Source organism: Leptospiraceae bacterium (assembly GCA_016708435.1).
Taxonomy (GTDB): Bacteria; Spirochaetota; Leptospiria; order Leptospirales; family Leptospiraceae; genus UBA2033.
On sequence record JADJFV010000002.1, the window covers coordinates 353,267 to 371,213 of the forward strand.

A 17,947-nucleotide genomic window follows, 5' to 3' on the forward strand; every position below is an offset into this window, starting at 1 on the left:
TTAGATAATCTTATAAATCTAGATTGTAATCCAGTCTTCTATATTTAATCCTTTGATTCTACCGAAGTGAGATGCGTTTCCTGTAACCAGTATATTTTTATTTTCCATAGCAATGCCTGCTATTAGTATATCTATATCGTTTAACGGATTTCCTTTTTTGCGCAAACTAGCATATATCTCAGAGGATAGCTCCACGGATTTTTCTGTCAGTGGATAGATATTTAGTTCTTTGGAAAAATTAAGGTAAGATTTTAAGTATTTCTCTGAGTGTTTGAATTTTAAACCAGAAAGTATCTCGTAGTGGGTAATAAGTGTAATCCCAACCAACAATTCCCCTTGAATAGCTTTTTTAAACTGTTCAACTACACTTTCTTTTTTTCTTAAATAAAAAGAAACTGTATCTGTATCTAGAACGAATCCTTTGTTCAAATTTTATTTCTCTTAGAAGTAGCCTTACGTCTTGTTCTAACTTCTTTCAAAAAACTGGTCAAATCAGAGTCGGACATTTTCTCCCATGCGCCCGCGTATCCTAAAATATTGGCGGAGGTTTTTTTCTTTTTATTTGCCTCCATAGGAATAACCTGCATTCTCTGTAAGAACAAGCCGTTTGAGCTTACACTTACTCCTATAAATGCTCCTGCGTATTCTCGCCCCAGAAGAATTCTTCCTTTATTATCTGCGTGCAGTATTTTACTTGTATCCATGTCACAATTTTACTACAAGTGGGAATATATGTCAAGTGGGAATATCCCACATTTCTTAATTTACCAGTCTATTAGCAATCCAAATTCCGAGGAAGCCGCCAATTACAGTTCCAAGAATTGAACTAATCGAAAAAATATCCGCACCAAAGAAAGTCGGGATATATCCTCCAATAGCAGTGCCGATGAACATACAGATCATAACGATTTTTCTTTCCATAAATTTCTTATCGGTGTCTTGTCTTCCCTTCGCTCTAAGTATTCGCGACAAATGCCTGCGCCTGTTCCTCTGAGGTTAAATAATTCTTAACTTGACGAATAGATGTAAATCAAAATAAGTAGATTCATGCAAACTGGAATCGCGCAAAGAAAAATTGGAAATTTAAACTGTTATGAAGTAAAAGGAAAAGAGGGCGGTCCTGTCATTGTATTGATGCATGGATTTGGTGCTAATGCACAGGATTTACTTCCACTTCATCAATACATCAAAGCACCAGTAGGGACTAATTGGTATTTTCCGGATGCGCCAATGGAAATGGACATGGGAGGCGGTTATAAAGGTAGAGCCTGGTTTCCTCTTATGGCATCGGCAATCGATCATGTCGCAAAATATGGAATGAATTTTGCAAATTTACATCCGCCCGGACTTGATAAAGCTAATGAAGAAATTATGAAAATGCTTGAAGATTTAAAAACGCCCCTTGAAAAAATTACTCTTGGTGGATTTAGTCAGGGCTCAATGCTTGCGACTGACGTCACTTTGCGTCTGACAGAAAATACAAACGGCTTAATCATATTATCCGGAACTTTGATTTGTCAAAGTGAATGGTCGGTGCTTGCACAAAAAAAATCTAGAATTCAGTTTTTTCAGAGTCATGGAACAGAAGATCCTGTTTTAATTTATCAAAATGGAAAAAATTTAGAAACACTTCTTCGTGAAAACGGTATGTCGGGCGAGTTTGTTTCATTCAACGGCGGTCATGAAATTCCTGATAAAGTTTTGAAACGATTGAGTCAGTATTTGTTGAGGTAACTGAAATTTGCCACAGAGGCACTGAGTCGCAGAGGGTTTTATGAATTTAAAATTATTTTTTCTTACTAGTTACCTTTTCTCTATTTCAATTCTAATAGCCTCAATCGAGACTAATAACTGTAAGCCTTTACCAATCTTTCAATGTGAATCTCTTGGGACAGAAGCAAAAATATTCTATGATACTCTTGGTGAATGGAATGGTATTTATACAATGCAGCCCGTTCGGATTGTTCAAGATAAAATAGGTATCTGTCATATTAAGTATTTTTATACACCTGTTAAAGGAAGTAATGCGACAGACACCGGCTATGACTTTCGTATCTTCTATTATACGCTTGATAATAAAACTTGTAAATGGAAAGTGGCGAGAATGAATTCATATATGTCAGGTGTTTTAGCTTATGATTGATTTTACAAATTTGACTTCTTATAAAAAAGTTCCAAATCAAACGGATGGAGCCTGTTTTGCTTGTAGTCCTGTAAATGAAAAGGGTTTAAAGATGAAGTTTTATACAGACGAGGAATCTGTATTTTCTAGTTTACAAGTTCCTGCTCATTTATGTGGCTGGAGCAATGTAGTTCATGGTGGGGTAACGACGACTATCCTCGACGAGACAATCGCCTGGACAGTGATTTACTTACGCCAAAGTTACATGCTTACAAAAGCACTAAGCGTTGAATTCTTGCAACCGCTTTTTGTAGGAAAAGAAATCCATTCCATCGGAAAAATTATTGAAACCAAATCGAAGCGGGAAGTAATTGTAGAGGCTTCCGTTTTTAATCATGAAAAAATTCTTGCAGCAAAAGCAATCGGGAGCATAATTCTATTTACCCCCGAACAAATTCGCAAACGCCAAATTTTCCCTGAAAAATTTCTAGCAGACTTTGAAGAGAAAGTTTTTGGTAAGTAGGCTTATGGTCATTTCTTAATTTGGAATCTGAAGCGATGCCTTTCTATCTTTACTGTTCTTGATTTCAATTCAATACTTAAAAACACGCTTGACAAGAGAATCTGAATATGGGTATTTATGGATATAGATATGGATATTCCAAAAATCGAGATTACTCCTGAGATTTTAGCTTCCATCGCTGAATTAGACGAATTTAAAGGGGAGTGGAGGTATTTAACTGGTTTGTCGAAAGACAAACTAGTTACTTTGAAAAAAGTTGCGAGCATTGAATCTATTGGTTCATCCACGCGAATTGAAGGCTCAAAGCTTACCGATGGCGAAATTGAAAGTCTACTAAAAGGACTCGACTTATCCTCGTTTCGTTCGCGTGACGAGGAAGAAGTTGCTGGTTATTCGGATGCGATGAATCAAGTTTTTAATTCTTACCATGATATTCCGCTAACAGAAAATTACATTAAGCAATTTCATAAAATTCTTTTGAAATACAGCTCTAAGGATAGAAGTCATAAAGGCAATTACAAAAAAATAGACAACCACCTAGAGGCATTTGATTCGAAAGGAAAAAGTTTAGGTGTAGTTTTAAAAACTGTCTCTCCCTTCGAAACGCCGATACGAATGAAATCTTTAATTGACTGGACTAGTATGGAAATAGCGGATAAAAAGGTTCATCCGCTAATAGTAATTAGTCTTTTTACACTAAATTTCCTTGCAATCCATCCGTTTCAAGATGGGAATGGAAGACTTTCTAGAATTTTAACTACTCTTTTACTTCTGAAGGCAGGATACACTTATGTTCCATATTCTTCGCTGGAAAAGATTATAGAAGAAAATAAGGATAACTACTATTTGTCGCTTAATAAAGCGCAAAAAAACTTACGCGATTTCAAAAAAATAAATATCTGGATTGTATTTTTTCTAGATTGTCTCGTAAAACAGAAAAATGCTTTGCGTAAAAAAATCAATGCCGAATTAAATCTTGTCAAATCCGATATTTCTAGTTTGAGTCAAATGATTATTAGCCTCATAAAAGATCATGGCAAACTGGCCATTGGTGAAATTGTAAGTCTTACAAATGCAAATCGAAATACGGTAAAAGCAAATCTGAAAGTTCTTGCAACAAAAGGTTACATTCAAAAGTTTGGAAATGGGAAGGGTAGTTATTATACAATTTAAGATTTTACTTTACCACTTCGTCTTTACTCAATTCATTCAGTAAATTAATTACCATTGAGTTAATCATTTCTTTTCTCTCTGCCGCGGGAGAATTAAAGACTCCGATTATAGCAGGAAACCAGCCAAACCATAATTTGCTTTTTGATTTCTGAGAATAAAATTTTGTTTCTTTTCTTTTGGCTTCGTCTTTTATAATTGCTTCCAATTCTAAATCTACATCGTAGTAATGTGGAATGATGTAGATGGTTAGTGCAGTTACAAAGATTGCGAGTATATTCGTGCTATTTTTAAATGTAACTTTAACATTTAAGTCAAGATTCTGTTTATTACTATTTAGTTCTACGGATTTGAAATTACCGTTTCTTGTAAATGATTCTCTGATAAAAATTAATTCATCCAGTGCTGTCAATGATGGAATATATGACACTAGACTCAAAGGGACATCAAGGATTTTGTCATCACTTAAATAGTTATAGCTAATCATAAGATTTACATCTTTGTTTATATGAGGATAATTTAATTTAGTTGTAGATTGTGTTTTGTAATCTGTGCTTAGGCAGTTAAACAGAATTAGACTCAAAATAAAAAGGAGACTGTATTTCATAATACGCTCCTAATTGAATCTAGGATAAAATTAAATCGACTAATTGGAATTTCTCTTCTTGCTTTAAGTGGAAAATATATATTTTCGTTTGTAGAATCTTTAAAATTTTGCGTTGAACTGTTTAATTTATTCCCTTTACTGTCATAAGAATTTACTTCCAGAGTATAGTCTGCTTCATATCTTACTATCGGTCCGCCAAACCAAATATATAAAGTCAAAGTGAGAGTGGCTAATGGAAAGTATAGAGGATGAACTTCTAGTTGGTTAAAATATTTCTTAAACTTTAAATCAATAATTTTTATTTTAGAATTAGTGTTGGAATCTTTATAATAATTGACTTCCTCAAAAGTTTTCGTTTCAATTAGCGCATTATATAGATTTGCCTTTAACATGGACTCGAAAAAAGCTTTCTGATTATCAGGATAGTCGATGATTTCAATACTCCTGATAGCGATAGTTTCTTTATTTAGGTTTGTAGAACTTTTATACTTTGATGAATTTAATAACACCGAATCATGCGTAATACAGTTCAGAAATGAAAGCAGAAATAGAAATGGAAGGATTGTCTTCATAGATATACATCCTGGAAATCTTCTGAATCCTGTCAAAAAAATCATTTACCGAAAGCTAAACCAGCTTCTACATTAAATAATCTTAGCTTTAATGCATATAATGTATAAAATAACCTTGACTATTATACATTATATGCATAAAGTAGACCTATGCAGCGAAAATTGTATCCAAAATTGCTAGAATGGCGAAATTCTCCCTATCGAAAGCCGCTGATTTTGCGAGGGGCAAGGCAGGTGGGAAAGTCGTTTCTTGTGCGAGAATTTGGTAAAAATGAGTTTTCGGACTACATTGAAATTAATTTTGAATTGCAACCGGAGTTGAAAAATTCTTTTAAAGATAAAAAGCCAGAACGCATATTAAAAAATTTGGAATTATATTTAAATCGAAAAATAGAATTGGAAAATACGATTCTTTTTCTAGATGAAATTCAAGAATGTCCAGAGGCGATTCTTTCTCTTCGTTATTTTCATGAACAGATGCCGACACTTGCAGTGATTGCTGCGGGCTCCCTTTTGGAGTTTGCTTTAAATTCTGAGGAATATCGTTCTCCGGTTGGACGAATTCAATTTCTTTACATTTATCCGCTCAGCTTTCAGGAATTCTTAGAAGCGATAGGCGAAACAATAGTATTAGAATTTTTACACAAAGTAAATCTCTCTGATGAATTTAGTTCTGTTGTTCACGAAAAATTATTAAACTTATACCAAGATTATTTAATTGTAGGCGGAATGCCGGAAGCTGTAAAAGTATATACGGAAACGAAAAACTTTTCTCTTGTAAAACAGATTCAACTTTCTCTTTTGCTAACTTACCGAGATGATTTTTCTAAGTATGCGGGTAAGGTCAAACAAAAGTATTTAGAAAAGGTATTCTATGGTATCCACACGATGCTTGGAAAAAAAATTCGCTACTCTGAAATTGATAGAGAAACTCCTTCGAGAGAATTAAAACAAGTAGTAGAACTTTTAGAGTCGGCAGGAGTTGTGAACAAAGTTATTGGAACTAATAACACAGAGCTTCCTCTTTCTTATCACGCGAAAGAAAATTTTTATAAACTAATATTTCTAGATACAGGTCTTTCTTTAAAAGCAAGTGGATTAGAAGAAACTATATTAACTTCTCCTAATATACTTGGAGTCTATGAAGGCGGACTGGCAGAACAATTTGTCGGGCAAGAACTAATTGCTTATGCAAGTCCAGAAGAAAGAGCAAAATTTTTCTATTGGGAACGATTTAAACGAGGGAGTAGTGCGGAGATAGATTATCTGCTAATATATAAATCAGAAGTTTATCCTGTCGAAGTAAAAGCAGGGAAAACTGGGAGCCTAAAAAGTTTAAAATTATACAAAGGAGAAATGCAGAATCAAATCTCAATTCGTTATTCGAAGCTCCCTTTATCTTACTACGAGGGGTTACTCTCTATTCCCCTCTATATGATTGCAGAGACTGAGAGGCTATTAGAAGTCATAAAATCCGCTCAACTGTAATTTGCGCTATATCGTCATTTTGCTCTGTTTATAAAATCAATTGTGATTTGGAGTTTGATTTCATTTTGGATAATTCTCAGAGTCATGATTGGTTCCTTTAGGCAATCAAAGTTCCAATTCCACTATTTGTAAAAAGTTCTAATAGCAATGAATGCATTATCCTACCATCTATGATATGAGTTTTCTTAACTCCATTTTGAATTGCGTCTAAACAACATTCTACTTTTGGGATCATGCCGCCTGAAATATCTCCTGATTGAATGAGTTCTCTGACTTGAGCTTCATTCAAATACTCAGCCAATTTTTCCTTGATGAGAATGCCTGGAGTATCTGTAAGTAAAATGAGTTTTTCTGCGTTAAGTGCTCCAGCGATTGCTCCCGCCATTGTATCTGCGTTGATGTTGAGCGCCTGACCGTTGTTATCCTCAGCAACGGGCGAAATGACTGGAATTGTTTTTGCATCAAGAAGGGATTGGAGTAGAACTTTGTTGATTTTCGTGATTTTCCCGACAAACCCAACATCGACTAATTCCATTTTGCCGTTCTCGTCTTGGACTTCAATCTTTTGAATTTCAGCCGTTGCTAATTTTCCATCGCGACCGGAAATTCCCAAAGCGTTTCCTGATTTTGAATTAATTAAACTTACGATTTGTTTGTTTAATTTTCCGGATAAAACCATTTCTACAACTTCCATGGTTTTGGCATCTGTAACTCTATGACCTCTCACAAACTTTACAGGTAGTTTTAATACATCTAGAATCTGGTTGATTTCCGGTCCACCACCATGCACGATGATTGGGTGAATTCCTAAGTATTTTAAAAGCACTACGTCTCGCGCAAAGGATTCCTTCAAATCGTCTTTAATCATTGCGGCTCCGCCATATTTGATTACGATAATTTTATTTGCGAATTCTGTGATATACGGGAGTGCTTCTAAAATGTTTTTTATCTTTGAAATATTTTCTTCCATAGTTTCCTATCTTTTCACAAGGGATATATACTAAAAGTTTTTTTTATTCTTGAGATAGGCGGTCGATTCCCTAAAATGGATTTATGAAAAAAGCTTTAATTCTATCAGGTGGCGGAGCGCGTGGCGCATATCAAGCAGGAGTTTACAAATATCTCTCGGAACAAAAATTTATTCCCGATGTAATTTGTGGAACTTCCGTTGGCGCACTCAATGCAACCGCACTCGGTTGTGGTTTCACTCCTGAAAAGTTAATTGAACTTTGGCGAAGCATTCAAACTGGAAACGTAATGCATTATTCTATATGGCAGAATATTAAAGATATTATCTTCAGAAGGTTTTCTCCTATGGTAGATACTACTCCGATGAAACGTCTTCTTGCACGCGAATTGGATTTTGAAAAATTGCGCAGTGCTAAAACAAAAGTTTTCATTTCAGCGGTTAATATCAGTAATTCGGAACTGGTTTATTTTTCGAACGAGGAAATTGGAATTCAACATCTTATGGCGTCGTCTGCAATACCTGTTGTGTTTCCTTGGCAGTATGTCGATGGCCAGCCGTATTGGGACGGTGGGCTAATGGCAAATACTCCTATCGCACCCGCAATTGATGAAGACGCTAAAGACATTATTGTGGTTTTGCTTTCTCCTGTTGGTAAAGTGCAAATGGAATTACCTACCTCAAGAAAGGAAGCTCTCGAAAGAGTCTTTGAAATGACGCTCATTTCTTCCTACCAAGCAATTCGCTCTAGCATCGAATACACAGAGCTTCAAAAAGATTCAAAATCAATTCTTTCTTTTTTCGATTACTTAATTCAAAATAAAAATATTCGGATAAGAGCTGTTAGCCCTAAAAATTTTCTGGGTCTTAGAAGTATTTTAAATTTTAGTCATTTGCAAGCTGATTCGCTTATCGAAATGGGATACAATGACGCCAAAGAACAATTAGGTGCTTTATCTTAATGAACCGACTCTACTCTAAAAATGGTTTCTTCTCTGATAAAAGCGGGGGCATAATACTATTACGCGGAGTTAATCTTGCAGGTAGTTCCAAACTACCTACCATTCCTGATGGGACAACCTTACTCGATCAAACTGAAAGTTTTAAAAATCATCGTAATGTTTCTTTTATTGGTCGTCCTTTTTTAGAAGAAGAAGCAAATGAGCATTTTGATCGATTAAAAAAATGGGGTTTTAATTTCTTACGTTTTTTGATTACATGGGAAGCAATCGAGCATGGTGGTCCCGGCATTTATGATGATGAATACATTGAATATATTGTTCGCATGGTAAAACTTGCCGAGAAAAAAGGATTTTATCTTTTTATAGATCCACACCAAGATGTATGGTCTCGCTTTACCGGTGGCGATGGAGCACCTGGCTGGACACTTGAATCTATCGGCATTGATATAATGAAATTAAAAGACGCTGAAATGGCTTACATTCATTATGCGCAAGGAAAAGACTATAAAAAAATGATCTGGCCTCAGAATTATCAAAAGTATCCAACGGCAACTCTCTTTTCTCTTTTTTTTGGAGGCAAGGTTTTTGCGCCTAATCTAAAAATAGATGGTGTGAATATTCAGGATTATCTGCAATCTCATTATATAAAATCAATTCTTCGGCTTGCTCGAAAAATTTCAAAATTTAAAAATGTAGTAGGATTTGGATCTTTAAATGAGCCATCTCCCGGCTTTATCGCTCGAAAGAATTTGTCTGAATTTGGAGGATTTGGAAATGGGATTCTTCATACCTCTACACCTTTTCAAGAGATGTATGCCTCGGAAGGAGTTTCTTGCAGTATTGATATAAAATTTCTCTTAGGACCCTTTGGAATTACAATTGGAAAGCATGCAATGAATCCGAATGGAATTTCCATTTGGAATAAGGGGCATATTTGTGTTTGGCGCCGGCATGGTGTATGGAACTACGACCCAAATGGTGCACCAATGCTTTTGAAAGCAGATTATTTTTCAAAGGTAAATGGAAGAAGCATAGATTTCTATTCTGATTTTATGAAGCCATTTATAAAAAATTTTAAAACATCAATTCAAAAAGTAAACAAACAATTTTTTATATTCATTGAAAGTGATCCAACTAAACTTGAATTAAAATGGGATGAAAAAGAAAAGAAGGGTTACTCGTCAGTAGTCAATGCTAGTCATTGGTATGATGGAGTTTTACTCTTTACAAAAAAAAGCTTTGATTGGTTCGGAGTTCACGGTTTTAAGATGAAACCCGTCTTCGGAAAAGAAGCGGTCCGAGCTATGTATAACGATTCGATTGCAGCTATTAAGAATATGTCAACAACGGAAATGAATTCTTGTCCAACACTCATTGGTGAAACAGGGATTCCTATGGATATGGAAGGAGCTAATGCATATAAAACGCTAGATTATAGTAAGCAGGAATCGGCGATGGATGCAATCTTTAGAGCAATTGAAAAAAATATTGTCAACGTGACTATATGGAATTATACTCCAGATAATACTCATAAACTAGGCGACAAATGGAATGAAGAGGATTTATCCATTTACTCCAAAGACACCCCAAGAGAAGTTTGCGAAAATGGAGGTAGAGGGACGAAAGCGTTTTCGCGTCCTTATCCGATTCTAACGGAAGGAAACCCGGTTTCACTTTATTTCGATATAAAGAAAGGATTGTTTAAGTATTCCTTTCGACGTGGGGGTTACGATAAGGGTTCCTGCGTTATCTTCATACCGGATGTTCACTATGCCGCGGGGTTTAAAGTATTGATTAATGCAGGCACTTATACCTATAAAAAGGATAAAAACCTGTTCTTTTTTCAAGGAGAAAGTGGAGTAGATCTTTATGGAATTACGATTCTAAAGGATTAATAGACTCAAAGTAAAAAATATGCTTGTAAAAAACATGTGGCATATTTCAATTTTCTCTATGTATAAATTAATGTTAGCTGACGATCATCCAGTAATTCAAGAAGGCATCAAAGCATATTTAAAGGATTCAAATATTTTTTCCTTAGTTGGAACGGCCTCGAATGCCGAGGAACTTTTTCAGATGGTATCCAATGATTGCCCTGATATTATATTAACAGATTTAGATATGCCTGGTTCAAATACGATTGAAGTTTTAAAGCGACTGAAAGAAAAATTTCCAAAGTTAAAAAAAGTTGTTTTTACTTTTCATGAAGAAAAATCATTCTTCTTAAAATCTGTCGAAGCAAGTATTAATGGTTATATTCTCAAATCAGAGCCGTTTGAAATGCTTTCTCCTCTGTTGAGTTCTATTATGGATGGCGGTTTTGCTGCTTCCCCAAAAATGCAGAAGTATCTAATTGCTCATTCTACCGAGAATGTTGGTTACGATTCATTAACCCCAAGAGAAAAGGAAGTTCTTGCTTTCATTGCGAAAGGGCATTCGAATATAGAAATAGCTGAAAAATTCAATCTATCTGTTAGAACGATTGAGTTTCATAAAAATAATATCAAAGAAAAATTAAATATGAAGAGTCTAGCTGAAATAATTCGGTATTACGAAAGCTTGAATATATAATTTTCCCTTTTGAATCATGTCTAGACTATTTTAATTTTTCCATCATTGCTTTTCTATTAATTTCTCCCTTTGGAGAATAAATCCATTCTGTCATTGTCAAAGGTTCAATTTTTAAATTGGTATTTTTGAGAATGGATGGAATGGAACGGTGAATAATGGCTATTTGACTTTCAGCGTTTGTATCGGAGTCAGAGGAAAAGAAAAATTTGATCTCTTCTTTGTAAAGTAATAAGCAATTTGAAATAAATTTGTGTTTTTCCTTTAAGTCTTTTTCAATGGTCTCCGGTTGTATCATTATTCCATTTGAAAGCTTAAATGAGAAATCTAAACGTCCTACGAAAAAATATCCCTCTTCATTCTCTTCTACAATATCACCGGTAGGTATCCATGTATCTTTGTGGATACTCTCTATTTGTCCTTCATTCCAATAACCAATTAGGGCGTTTTTACCTCGAAAAAAAAATTCACCATTTACTCCTTGCTTAACTTCACAGCCTAGCGGATTACCAATGTAATTTGCAAACATCTTACCTTTTTCGCCAAGGCAAATTCCTGGTGAAGCCTCTGTTTGCCCGTAACCAATGGATAAATTTGAGTTCTTTAAGCTAGATGCAATGGTCTTGGAAATAGGTGCTCCCCCAATGATGCCAGAGGATAATTTTTCAAGAAAACCATTACAATTACCTCTCTGCAAAAGTCTTTCGATAAGTAATGGAACAGAAGAGAAGTGAGTTATATCGTATTTCGTAAAATAACCAATTAATGAATCTAAATTTTTTCCACTGTCCTGATCTCTAATGACTATTTCACAATGGAAAGTAGATAAGAGTAAGTCTAGAACTAGTCCAAAGCAATGACTCCAGGGTAATACTGATAAGGCGGTATTCTTAGTTGAATCAAATATTTTTGCATGAGTTTGAATTACGTTAAAAACTGCCTCTTCGGATATGCAAATAAATTTTGGTTTTCCCGTTGAACCAGATGACTGCAGAATAAAGCGAACTTCTGCATATGTTTGAGAAACTGAGGATCTAAATTTTTTAGTTTCCGGTGGCATACCCATTCCATCTGGTTTAATTGAAAAAGGTAAATCAGAGTCTGTGACTATAAACTTTGCATCCAGTAAATCCAAAATATCTTCGTCAGCTTGATTTGGCTTTAGAATAATGAGTGTTAGTTTTTCCCATATGGAAGCAAATAAGATGTGAATGAACGCAGGACTTTCGGGGTAACTTAATATTATCCGATCTCCTTGAATTAGATTTGATTCTCGGAAAAATTTAACCCAAGCTCTTACTCCAATCCAAATGGTTGCGGCTGGGATTAAACTATTTTGAAAAATAAAAATTGGTTCCGGCTTCTCTGAGAGCCGATTGTATAGTTCATTTTTGAGGTTTCCCATGAATAACCAATAATCTGATTCTAGATTACAATCCATTAAAGTTTTTCTTTTTGTCATGGAAAATTCTCAATCTAAAGCAAAACTCTAGAATTTTCATAATCCACTATTCCATTATACTAGACGGAAATTCTAATATATTGACAATACACGTATTGTTTTCTACATGGTAAAGATACACTAAGAATTGAGGTAGCAGACGTGGCGAAAGAAGAATCCAAAGTAACAAATGAAGAAAGAATAAAAAAGGAAAAGCATCCTCTAAAATTGCGTCCAGAAATTGACAAATGGGCAAAGGAAGGCTTTCATGCAATTCCAGAAGATGACCACATTCGATTTAAATGGTTTGGTTGCTATCTTCAAAAGCCAAAGACAGATGGTTATTTCATGATGCGAATGAGAATTCCTGCTGGTCAATATACTTCTAGCCAGGGAAGAGAAATTGCAAAATTTACAAATGAACGCGCTCGTGGGCTAATAGATGTTACTACACGTCAATGTTTTCAAGTGCATTGGTTAACGATAGCCGACATACCTCCCATTATTGATAAGCTAGAAGAAATTGGTTTAGGTGTATTAGGTGCCTGTGGTGATATTACACGTAACGTTACTGGAAATCCGCTTGCCGGAATAGATCCAGAAGAATACCTAAGTGCAACCAATTTAATCAATCGTTATGTAAAAGAGATTGCAGAGAGATCGGACCTTGGTGACTTACCCCGCAAATTCAAAGTTTCGATTTCAGGTGCACCGCATAATTTGGCTCAACCTGAAATCAATTGCATTGGAATTGTTGGCGCGAAATTGGAAGTAAACGGTGAAACAAAGTATGGATATACCATACGAGTCGGTGGTGGTCTTTCTACTAATCCATATTTTTCTAAGTGGTTAAATGTTTTTTTGAAGGATGACAATGAAGTATTGGCAGTATGTGCGGGGCTAACAGAGCTTTACCGAGACTATGGCAATCGGGAAAATCGTCGTAAATCAAGAATGAAATTTTTGATGGAAGCTTGGGGACCTGAAAAAATGAGAGAAGAGTTAGAAAAAAAACTCGGCTACAAGTTGACTGACTATCCAAATCCACAAGTGGTGGAACGAAATGCAGATCCATTCGGTCCGCATAAAATGAAACAACCTGGATTGAATTTCATTGGAGTTCCAATTAAAGTAGGTAGACTCAATGGTGATCAATTGATTACTCTATGTGATATCGCAGAAAAATACGGCAGTGGATTACTTCGAAATACGAATAAACAAAACATTATCATTTTAGGTGTTCCCGATGAAAAACTTTCCGATGCAATACAAGCATTAGAAAAAACTGGAATTTACAATCCAACACAGACAAACAATAGAATAGTTTCTTGCACAGGTTCAGAATTTTGCAACCTAGCAATTGTTGAAACTAAGAATAGAACTTCCAAACTCATTGACTATCTTAGCGAGAAAAATGTAAACGTTGAAAATATAAACATCCATTTCTCCGGTTGCACAAATAGTTGCTCTCAATATTCTATTGCTGACATTGGATTCATCGGTGGAAAAACGAAAGGGGAAAATGATGAAATGGAAGAGGCTTATATGCTTCATCTAGGCGGCTCTATAGGGAATAATCCATCTTTTACTCACAGTGTCTTGAAAGTGAAAGCAGATACGTGCGGTCCAATTGTTGAAAAGCTGGCTAATCACTATTATGCAAAAAAAGTGGATGGTCAATCCTTTCGCGATTTTTATAAAGACTATGAAAAAGAACAAGTTGCTGATTTGTTAGGAATCGAAATCTCAAAAGGAGACTAGTTGACTTTACTCAAAACGCCATGCAGAATATAGATGAATTCAATCAAAAGTTTCAAATTTCGAATACAAAAGAAGTCTTACAACTCACCCTTGCGAAATACAAGGGTGGAGTTTTGTTTTCCTCTAGCCTTGGGGCAGAAGACCAAGTTTTAACTGATTTAATTCTTTCAGTAGATAAATCAGTTCAGATTGTTACATTGGATACTGGTCGTTTGCCGTATGAAACTTATAAAACAATTGAAGACACTGAAAAAAAGTATCAAATAAAAATTCAAGTTCAATTTCCAAATTATATTTCTGTAGAAGCAATGGTGCGGAGTAATGGAATTAACCTCTTTTACGAAAGCGTTGAAAATCGAAAAGAATGTTGTTCTGTTCGAAAGTTAGAACCGCTCGCACGTGCGATGAAAGATAAGTCCTTGTGGATTACTGGTCTTAGGAAAGAACAGTCTGTTACACGCTCTGATATGAAATTCGCAGAGTGGGATGAAAAATATTCTGTGCTTAAAATAAATCCCCTTTTGAATTGGACAGAAAAACAGGTTTGGGACTATATTAAAGAAAACAATGTTCCTTACAATGAACTCCATGATAAAGGGTATCCTAGCATTGGCTGTGCTCCTTGCACAAGAGCAATTGAAGAAGGAGAAGATTCTCGAGCTGGAAGATGGTGGTGGGAAGACCCAGCGACGAAGGAATGTGGACTTCATTGGAAAGATGGAAAATTAGTTCCAAATAAACAGAAGAGCGACAAATCAATGTTTGTCTAAGAAAAAAATTCTAAATGAAACAAACTAAAGTTATAGTAAGGAAGAATAAATTATGAGTCAATATCATATGAATCATTTACAAGAACTAGAAGCCGAGTCTATTTATATTATGAGGGAAGTTGCAGCTCAATTTGAGAAGCCGGTGCTTTTGTTTTCAGGTGGAAAAGATTCGATCACACTTGTTCGACTTGCTGAAAAGGCATTTCGACCGGCTAAGTTTCCTTTTCCGCTCCTTCATATTGACACAGGTCATAACTTCCCAGAAACAATTACTTTTCGTGATGAAATGGTAAGGCGAATTGACGAGCGGTTAATTGTTCGTTATGTGCAAGATTCTATCAACCAAGGAAAAGCAGTAGAAGAAACTGGAAAAATTCCAAGTCGAAATAAATTACAAACAATTACTCTTCTAGATGCATTAGAAGAATTCAAATTTGATGCCGCATTCGGTGGAGCAAGAAGAGATGAAGAGAAGGCGCGAGCGAAAGAAAGAATTTTTTCTTTTCGCGATGAGTTTGGTCAATGGGAGCCCAAAAAACAAAGACCAGAGCTTTGGAATTTATACAATGGTAAGATTCAAAAAGGGGAGAATATACGCGTTTTCCCCATCAGCAATTGGACTGAGATGGACGTGTGGCAATATATTTTAAAAGAAAATCTAGCTATTCCTAGTATTTATTTTACTCATAAGAGAAATTTATTCATGCATGAAAATATGCTTTTGAGCGTTTCGGATGTGGTGCGGCCAGATGCAAATGATGAAGTAAAAGAAATGCAAGTTCGTTATAGAACAGTGGGGGATATGACTTGCACTGGAGCTGTTATTTCCAATGCATCTAATATTGCCGAGATAATACAAGAAGTAGCCTCTGCTCGAGTGACAGAGCGTGGCGGTCGCGCAGACGACAAACGTTCTGAAGCTGCTATGGAAGATAGAAAAAGAGAAGGATACTTTTAAATTTTTTTTTTTTTGAAACTTGACAAAATTCAGTATTACTTTTTTTGTATAAAGTAATACTGGGAGATGTTAAATTATGAACCGAATGAACTTAAAAACAATCACCATGAAGGTAAGTGAGGATATGCTTGAAGATATCCAAACCTTAACAAAAGACTTAGATATTACCCAATCTTCATTTGTTAGAGATGCAATTGTCGACTATATGACAAGGATTCATAATCAAAGCAAAGTATCCTTTGCAGAAAAAACTAAAAAATATCGTGGACTAGTATCCCTTGCCCCTGACTTATCAACAAACAAACAACACTTAGCAGGATTTGGAAAATGAAATACGTTTTAGACACAGGCGTATTGGTTGCCTATCTCAACCGTAGAGATAATTTGCATGAATGGGCATGCAAAGAATTGGATATGGTTGCACCGCCATTACTAACTTGTGAGGCAGTAGTGGCAGAATCTTGTTATCTCCTACAAGGAAGTGGCGGCGATGAGGCAATTTTAAAAATGATAGAGGATGGTTTTATTCAAATTCCATTTAGCTTAAGCGATCACACTAAAGAAGTTGGGCAAATTTTGGCAAAGTATAAATCCAATAAAGTTTCCCTAGCCGACGCATCTCTTGTGAGGCTCTTAGAATTGTTAAAAGGTGGAATCATACTTACGACCGATAGCGACTTTCAAGTCTATCGAATACATCGTAACAAAAAAATAAGCATCATTTCACCGGACTAAAAAGGCAAACAAATGAACACAGAAACTTATATGAATATGGATATGCTTCGCTTCATCACAGCAGGAAGCGTAGATGATGGGAAGAGCACTTTAATAGGCAGACTTCTTTTTGATAGCAAGCAAATATTTGACGATCAAATGGATGCGATTGAAAAATCAAGTGAAAGACGAGGTGACGGTTACACTAACTTAGCCTTACTTACAGATGGACTAAAAGCAGAGCGCGAGCAAGGCATCACAATAGACATTGCCTATAAATATTTCGCAACTCCAAAGCGAAAGTTTATCATTGCAGATGCTCCGGGGCATATACAGTATACCCGCAATATGGTGACTGGTGCATCAACAGCAAATCTTGCTATCATATTAATCGACGCTAGAAAAGGAGTGATTGAACAAACATTCAGGCACACCTTTCTAGTGGCTCTATTAGACATTCCTTATATTACTGTTTGCGTTAATAAACTAGATCTTGTCAATTATTCTGAAGAAGTCTTTGAAAAAATCAAAACGGATTATCTAAAATTCGCAAAGCCATTGATCGAAAAAATGGGAATCAAAGAGATTAATTTTATTCCAATTTCTGCACTCAACGGGGATAATGTCGTTGAGCCATCAAACCACATGCCTTGGTATAAAGGCTCATCCCTCATTCAATACTTAGAAAATATAGACATTGATAAATCGCATAATTATGATTTGCCTCGATTCCCAGTTCAATGGGTGATTAGACCAATCGCAAATGAATACCATGACTATCGTGCCTATGCGGGTATGGTAAATGCTGGAGTCTTCAGAAAAGGAGATACGATTACAGTTCTACCCTCTGGCACGAAATCAAAAATTAAAGCAATTGATACCCTGGAAGGAGAGGTAACAGAAGCGTATCCTCCAATGTCCGTTGCAATTCGCTTAGAAGATGAAGTAGATATAAGCCGAGGCGATATGCTAGTAAAAGAAAAAATGCCAGTCGAGACGCAAGAGTTTGAAGCATATATTTGTTGGATGGATACAAAAAAAATGCAAACTGGCGGCAAATACCAATTGCGGCACACAACCAATTCCGTTAAATGTGTTGTCAAAGAAATTAAATACAAAATAAACATTAGCACTCTTGGAAAAATGGAAGGCGTAGATGCTCTTGAATTAAATGACATCGCAAAAGTTGTAATTAAAACAGCAAAGCCAATTTTCTATGATGAATATGCTACCAACCGAGGGACAGGTGCTTGCATCTTAATTGATGAAGGCACAAATCAAACATCAGGTGCTTGTATGATCATAGAAGGAGATTTAATCTGAG

Annotated in this window: 21 protein-coding genes; 14 read left to right on the plus strand and 7 right to left on the minus strand. The window is 35.6% G+C overall.

From position 1 onward, the window contains the following. Positions 1 to 18: 18 nt before the first annotated feature. The 3 genes from IPH52_07080 to IPH52_07090 are packed head-to-tail and all read right to left on the minus strand — an operon-like array spanning position 19 to position 972. A complete protein-coding gene (locus IPH52_07080) occupies positions 19 to 429 on the minus strand; it encodes a type II toxin-antitoxin system VapC family toxin (GenBank protein MBK7054807.1) in 411 nt (136 codons plus the stop codon). Further along, a complete protein-coding gene (locus IPH52_07085; protein ID MBK7054808.1) occupies positions 426 to 704 on the minus strand; it encodes a hypothetical protein in 279 nt (92 codons plus the stop codon). The genes IPH52_07080 and IPH52_07085 overlap by 4 nt, the downstream gene beginning before the upstream one ends. A 55-nt stretch (positions 705 to 759) precedes the next feature. Next, entirely contained in the window at positions 760 to 972 is a 213-nt protein-coding gene (locus IPH52_07090) for a hypothetical protein (protein ID MBK7054809.1), read from the minus strand. 75 nt (positions 973 to 1,047) lie between these two features. Here IPH52_07090 and IPH52_07095 point away from each other — a divergent pair, with 75 nt between their 5' ends. The 4 genes from IPH52_07095 to IPH52_07110 all read left to right on the plus strand — a co-directional run bounded on the left by IPH52_07095 (position 1,048) and on the right by IPH52_07110 (position 3,818). Further along, positions 1,048 to 1,734, plus strand: a complete 687-nt coding sequence (locus IPH52_07095) for an esterase (protein ID MBK7054810.1) — start codon at positions 1,048 to 1,050, stop codon at positions 1,732 to 1,734. 40 nt (positions 1,735 to 1,774) lie between these two features. Beyond that, positions 1,775 to 2,143, plus strand: coding sequence for a hypothetical protein (locus IPH52_07100; GenBank protein ID MBK7054811.1), 369 nt, complete (start codon positions 1,775 to 1,777; stop codon positions 2,141 to 2,143). Then, positions 2,136 to 2,645, plus strand: a complete 510-nt coding sequence (locus IPH52_07105) for a PaaI family thioesterase (protein MBK7054812.1) — start codon at positions 2,136 to 2,138, stop codon at positions 2,643 to 2,645. Before IPH52_07100 ends, IPH52_07105 begins: the two co-directional genes overlap by 8 nt. Positions 2,646 to 2,774: 129 nt before the next feature. Then, complete coding sequence (locus IPH52_07110; GenBank protein MBK7054813.1) at positions 2,775 to 3,818, plus strand: Fic family protein; 1,044 nt, start codon at positions 2,775 to 2,777, stop codon at positions 3,816 to 3,818. A gap of 4 nt (positions 3,819 to 3,822) precedes the next feature. Here the strand turns inward: IPH52_07110 and IPH52_07115 are convergent, their stop codons facing one another. Both IPH52_07115 and IPH52_07120 read right to left on the minus strand, forming a co-directional pair. Next, a complete protein-coding gene (locus IPH52_07115) occupies positions 3,823 to 4,422 on the minus strand; it encodes a hypothetical protein (protein MBK7054814.1) in 600 nt (199 codons plus the stop codon). Then, a complete protein-coding gene (locus IPH52_07120) occupies positions 4,419 to 4,994 on the minus strand; it encodes a hypothetical protein (protein MBK7054815.1) in 576 nt (191 codons plus the stop codon). The genes IPH52_07115 and IPH52_07120 overlap by 4 nt, the downstream gene beginning before the upstream one ends. A gap of 150 nt (positions 4,995 to 5,144) precedes the next feature. Between IPH52_07120 and IPH52_07125 the strand changes: the two genes are divergently transcribed. Next, positions 5,145 to 6,482: an ATP-binding protein gene (locus IPH52_07125; protein ID MBK7054816.1), complete on the plus strand. Its 1,338-nt coding sequence runs from the start codon at positions 5,145 to 5,147 to the stop codon at positions 6,480 to 6,482. A gap of 97 nt (positions 6,483 to 6,579) precedes the next feature. Here the strand turns inward: IPH52_07125 and argB are convergent, their stop codons facing one another. Then, the gene (gene argB / locus IPH52_07130) at positions 6,580 to 7,452 is read right to left on the minus strand and encodes an acetylglutamate kinase (protein ID MBK7054817.1); all 873 of its coding nucleotides are present in this window, start codon (positions 7,450 to 7,452) and stop codon (positions 6,580 to 6,582) included. 83 nt (positions 7,453 to 7,535) lie between these two features. Here argB and IPH52_07135 point away from each other — a divergent pair, with 83 nt between their 5' ends. The 3 genes from IPH52_07135 to IPH52_07145 are packed head-to-tail and all read left to right on the plus strand — an operon-like array spanning position 7,536 to position 10,982. Next, positions 7,536 to 8,411, plus strand: a complete 876-nt coding sequence (locus IPH52_07135) for a patatin-like phospholipase family protein (GenBank protein MBK7054818.1) — start codon at positions 7,536 to 7,538, stop codon at positions 8,409 to 8,411. Further along, the gene (locus IPH52_07140) at positions 8,411 to 10,306 is read left to right on the plus strand and encodes a cellulase family glycosylhydrolase (GenBank protein ID MBK7054819.1); all 1,896 of its coding nucleotides are present in this window, start codon (positions 8,411 to 8,413) and stop codon (positions 10,304 to 10,306) included. The genes IPH52_07135 and IPH52_07140 overlap by 1 nt, the downstream gene beginning before the upstream one ends. A 58-nt stretch (positions 10,307 to 10,364) precedes the next feature. Further along, complete coding sequence (locus IPH52_07145; protein MBK7054820.1) at positions 10,365 to 10,982, plus strand: response regulator transcription factor; 618 nt, start codon at positions 10,365 to 10,367, stop codon at positions 10,980 to 10,982. Positions 10,983 to 11,007: 25 nt separating this feature from the next. Here the strand turns inward: IPH52_07145 and IPH52_07150 are convergent, their stop codons facing one another. Next, positions 11,008 to 12,441 carry an acyl--CoA ligase gene (locus IPH52_07150; protein ID MBK7054821.1) on the minus strand — a complete coding sequence of 478 codons (1,434 nt, stop codon included), beginning with the start codon at positions 12,439 to 12,441 and terminating at the stop codon, positions 11,008 to 11,010. A gap of 141 nt (positions 12,442 to 12,582) precedes the next feature. Between IPH52_07150 and IPH52_07155 the strand changes: the two genes are divergently transcribed. From IPH52_07155 to IPH52_07180, 6 genes are all read left to right on the plus strand, one after another. Next, on the plus strand, positions 12,583 to 14,181 hold the full coding sequence (locus tag IPH52_07155) for a nitrite/sulfite reductase (GenBank protein ID MBK7054822.1): 1,599 nt from the start codon (positions 12,583 to 12,585) through the stop codon (positions 14,179 to 14,181). Between the two features lie 20 nt (positions 14,182 to 14,201). Then, positions 14,202 to 14,951, plus strand: a complete 750-nt coding sequence (locus IPH52_07160; GenBank protein MBK7054823.1) for a phosphoadenylyl-sulfate reductase — start codon at positions 14,202 to 14,204, stop codon at positions 14,949 to 14,951. A 52-nt stretch (positions 14,952 to 15,003) separates the two neighbouring features. Continuing rightward, on the plus strand, positions 15,004 to 15,909 hold the full coding sequence (gene cysD, locus IPH52_07165; protein MBK7054824.1) for a sulfate adenylyltransferase subunit CysD: 906 nt from the start codon (positions 15,004 to 15,006) through the stop codon (positions 15,907 to 15,909). Positions 15,910 to 15,985: 76 nt separating this feature from the next. Further along, positions 15,986 to 16,240 carry a hypothetical protein gene (locus IPH52_07170; protein MBK7054825.1) on the plus strand — a complete coding sequence of 85 codons (255 nt, stop codon included), beginning with the start codon at positions 15,986 to 15,988 and terminating at the stop codon, positions 16,238 to 16,240. Beyond that, positions 16,237 to 16,644 (plus strand): PIN domain-containing protein, encoded by a 408-nt coding sequence (locus IPH52_07175; protein ID MBK7054826.1) that lies wholly within the window; start codon positions 16,237 to 16,239, stop codon positions 16,642 to 16,644. Before IPH52_07170 ends, IPH52_07175 begins: the two co-directional genes overlap by 4 nt. Positions 16,645 to 16,680: 36 nt before the next feature. Then, positions 16,681 to 17,946 carry a sulfate adenylyltransferase gene (locus tag IPH52_07180; protein ID MBK7054827.1) on the plus strand — a complete coding sequence of 422 codons (1,266 nt, stop codon included), beginning with the start codon at positions 16,681 to 16,683 and terminating at the stop codon, positions 17,944 to 17,946. The last annotated feature ends 1 nt before the right edge of the window (position 17,947 follow it).

What these genes read in the sequence shown, in the direction of transcription:
- IPH52_07085 (MBK7054808.1), bottom strand. Translation starts at nt 704, where the DNA reads ATGGATACAAGTAAAATACTGCACGCAGATAATAAAGGAAGAATTCTT.
- IPH52_07095 (MBK7054810.1), top strand. Translation starts at nt 1,048, where the DNA reads ATGCAAACTGGAATCGCGCAAAGAAAAATTGGAAATTTAAACTGTTAT.
- IPH52_07100 (MBK7054811.1), top strand. Translation starts at nt 1,775, where the DNA reads ATGAATTTAAAATTATTTTTTCTTACTAGTTACCTTTTCTCTATTTCA.
- IPH52_07105 (MBK7054812.1), top strand. Translation starts at nt 2,136, where the DNA reads ATGATTGATTTTACAAATTTGACTTCTTATAAAAAAGTTCCAAATCAA.
- IPH52_07110 (MBK7054813.1), top strand. Translation starts at nt 2,775, where the DNA reads ATGGATATTCCAAAAATCGAGATTACTCCTGAGATTTTAGCTTCCATC.
- IPH52_07115 (MBK7054814.1), bottom strand. Translation starts at nt 4,422, where the DNA reads ATGAAATACAGTCTCCTTTTTATTTTGAGTCTAATTCTGTTTAACTGC.
- IPH52_07120 (MBK7054815.1), bottom strand. Translation starts at nt 4,994, where the DNA reads ATGAAGACAATCCTTCCATTTCTATTTCTGCTTTCATTTCTGAACTGT.
- IPH52_07125 (MBK7054816.1), top strand. Translation starts at nt 5,145, where the DNA reads ATGCAGCGAAAATTGTATCCAAAATTGCTAGAATGGCGAAATTCTCCC.
- argB (MBK7054817.1), bottom strand. Translation starts at nt 7,452, where the DNA reads ATGGAAGAAAATATTTCAAAGATAAAAAACATTTTAGAAGCACTCCCG.
- IPH52_07135 (MBK7054818.1), top strand. Translation starts at nt 7,536, where the DNA reads ATGAAAAAAGCTTTAATTCTATCAGGTGGCGGAGCGCGTGGCGCATAT.
- IPH52_07140 (MBK7054819.1), top strand. Translation starts at nt 8,411, where the DNA reads ATGAACCGACTCTACTCTAAAAATGGTTTCTTCTCTGATAAAAGCGGG.
- IPH52_07145 (MBK7054820.1), top strand. Translation starts at nt 10,365, where the DNA reads ATGTATAAATTAATGTTAGCTGACGATCATCCAGTAATTCAAGAAGGC.
- IPH52_07150 (MBK7054821.1), bottom strand. Translation starts at nt 12,441, where the DNA reads ATGACAAAAAGAAAAACTTTAATGGATTGTAATCTAGAATCAGATTAT.
- IPH52_07160 (MBK7054823.1), top strand. Translation starts at nt 14,202, where the DNA reads ATGCAGAATATAGATGAATTCAATCAAAAGTTTCAAATTTCGAATACA.
- cysD (MBK7054824.1), top strand. Translation starts at nt 15,004, where the DNA reads ATGAGTCAATATCATATGAATCATTTACAAGAACTAGAAGCCGAGTCT.
- IPH52_07170 (MBK7054825.1), top strand. Translation starts at nt 15,986, where the DNA reads ATGAACCGAATGAACTTAAAAACAATCACCATGAAGGTAAGTGAGGAT.
- IPH52_07175 (MBK7054826.1), top strand. Translation starts at nt 16,237, where the DNA reads ATGAAATACGTTTTAGACACAGGCGTATTGGTTGCCTATCTCAACCGT.
- IPH52_07180 (MBK7054827.1), top strand. Translation starts at nt 16,681, where the DNA reads ATGGATATGCTTCGCTTCATCACAGCAGGAAGCGTAGATGATGGGAAG.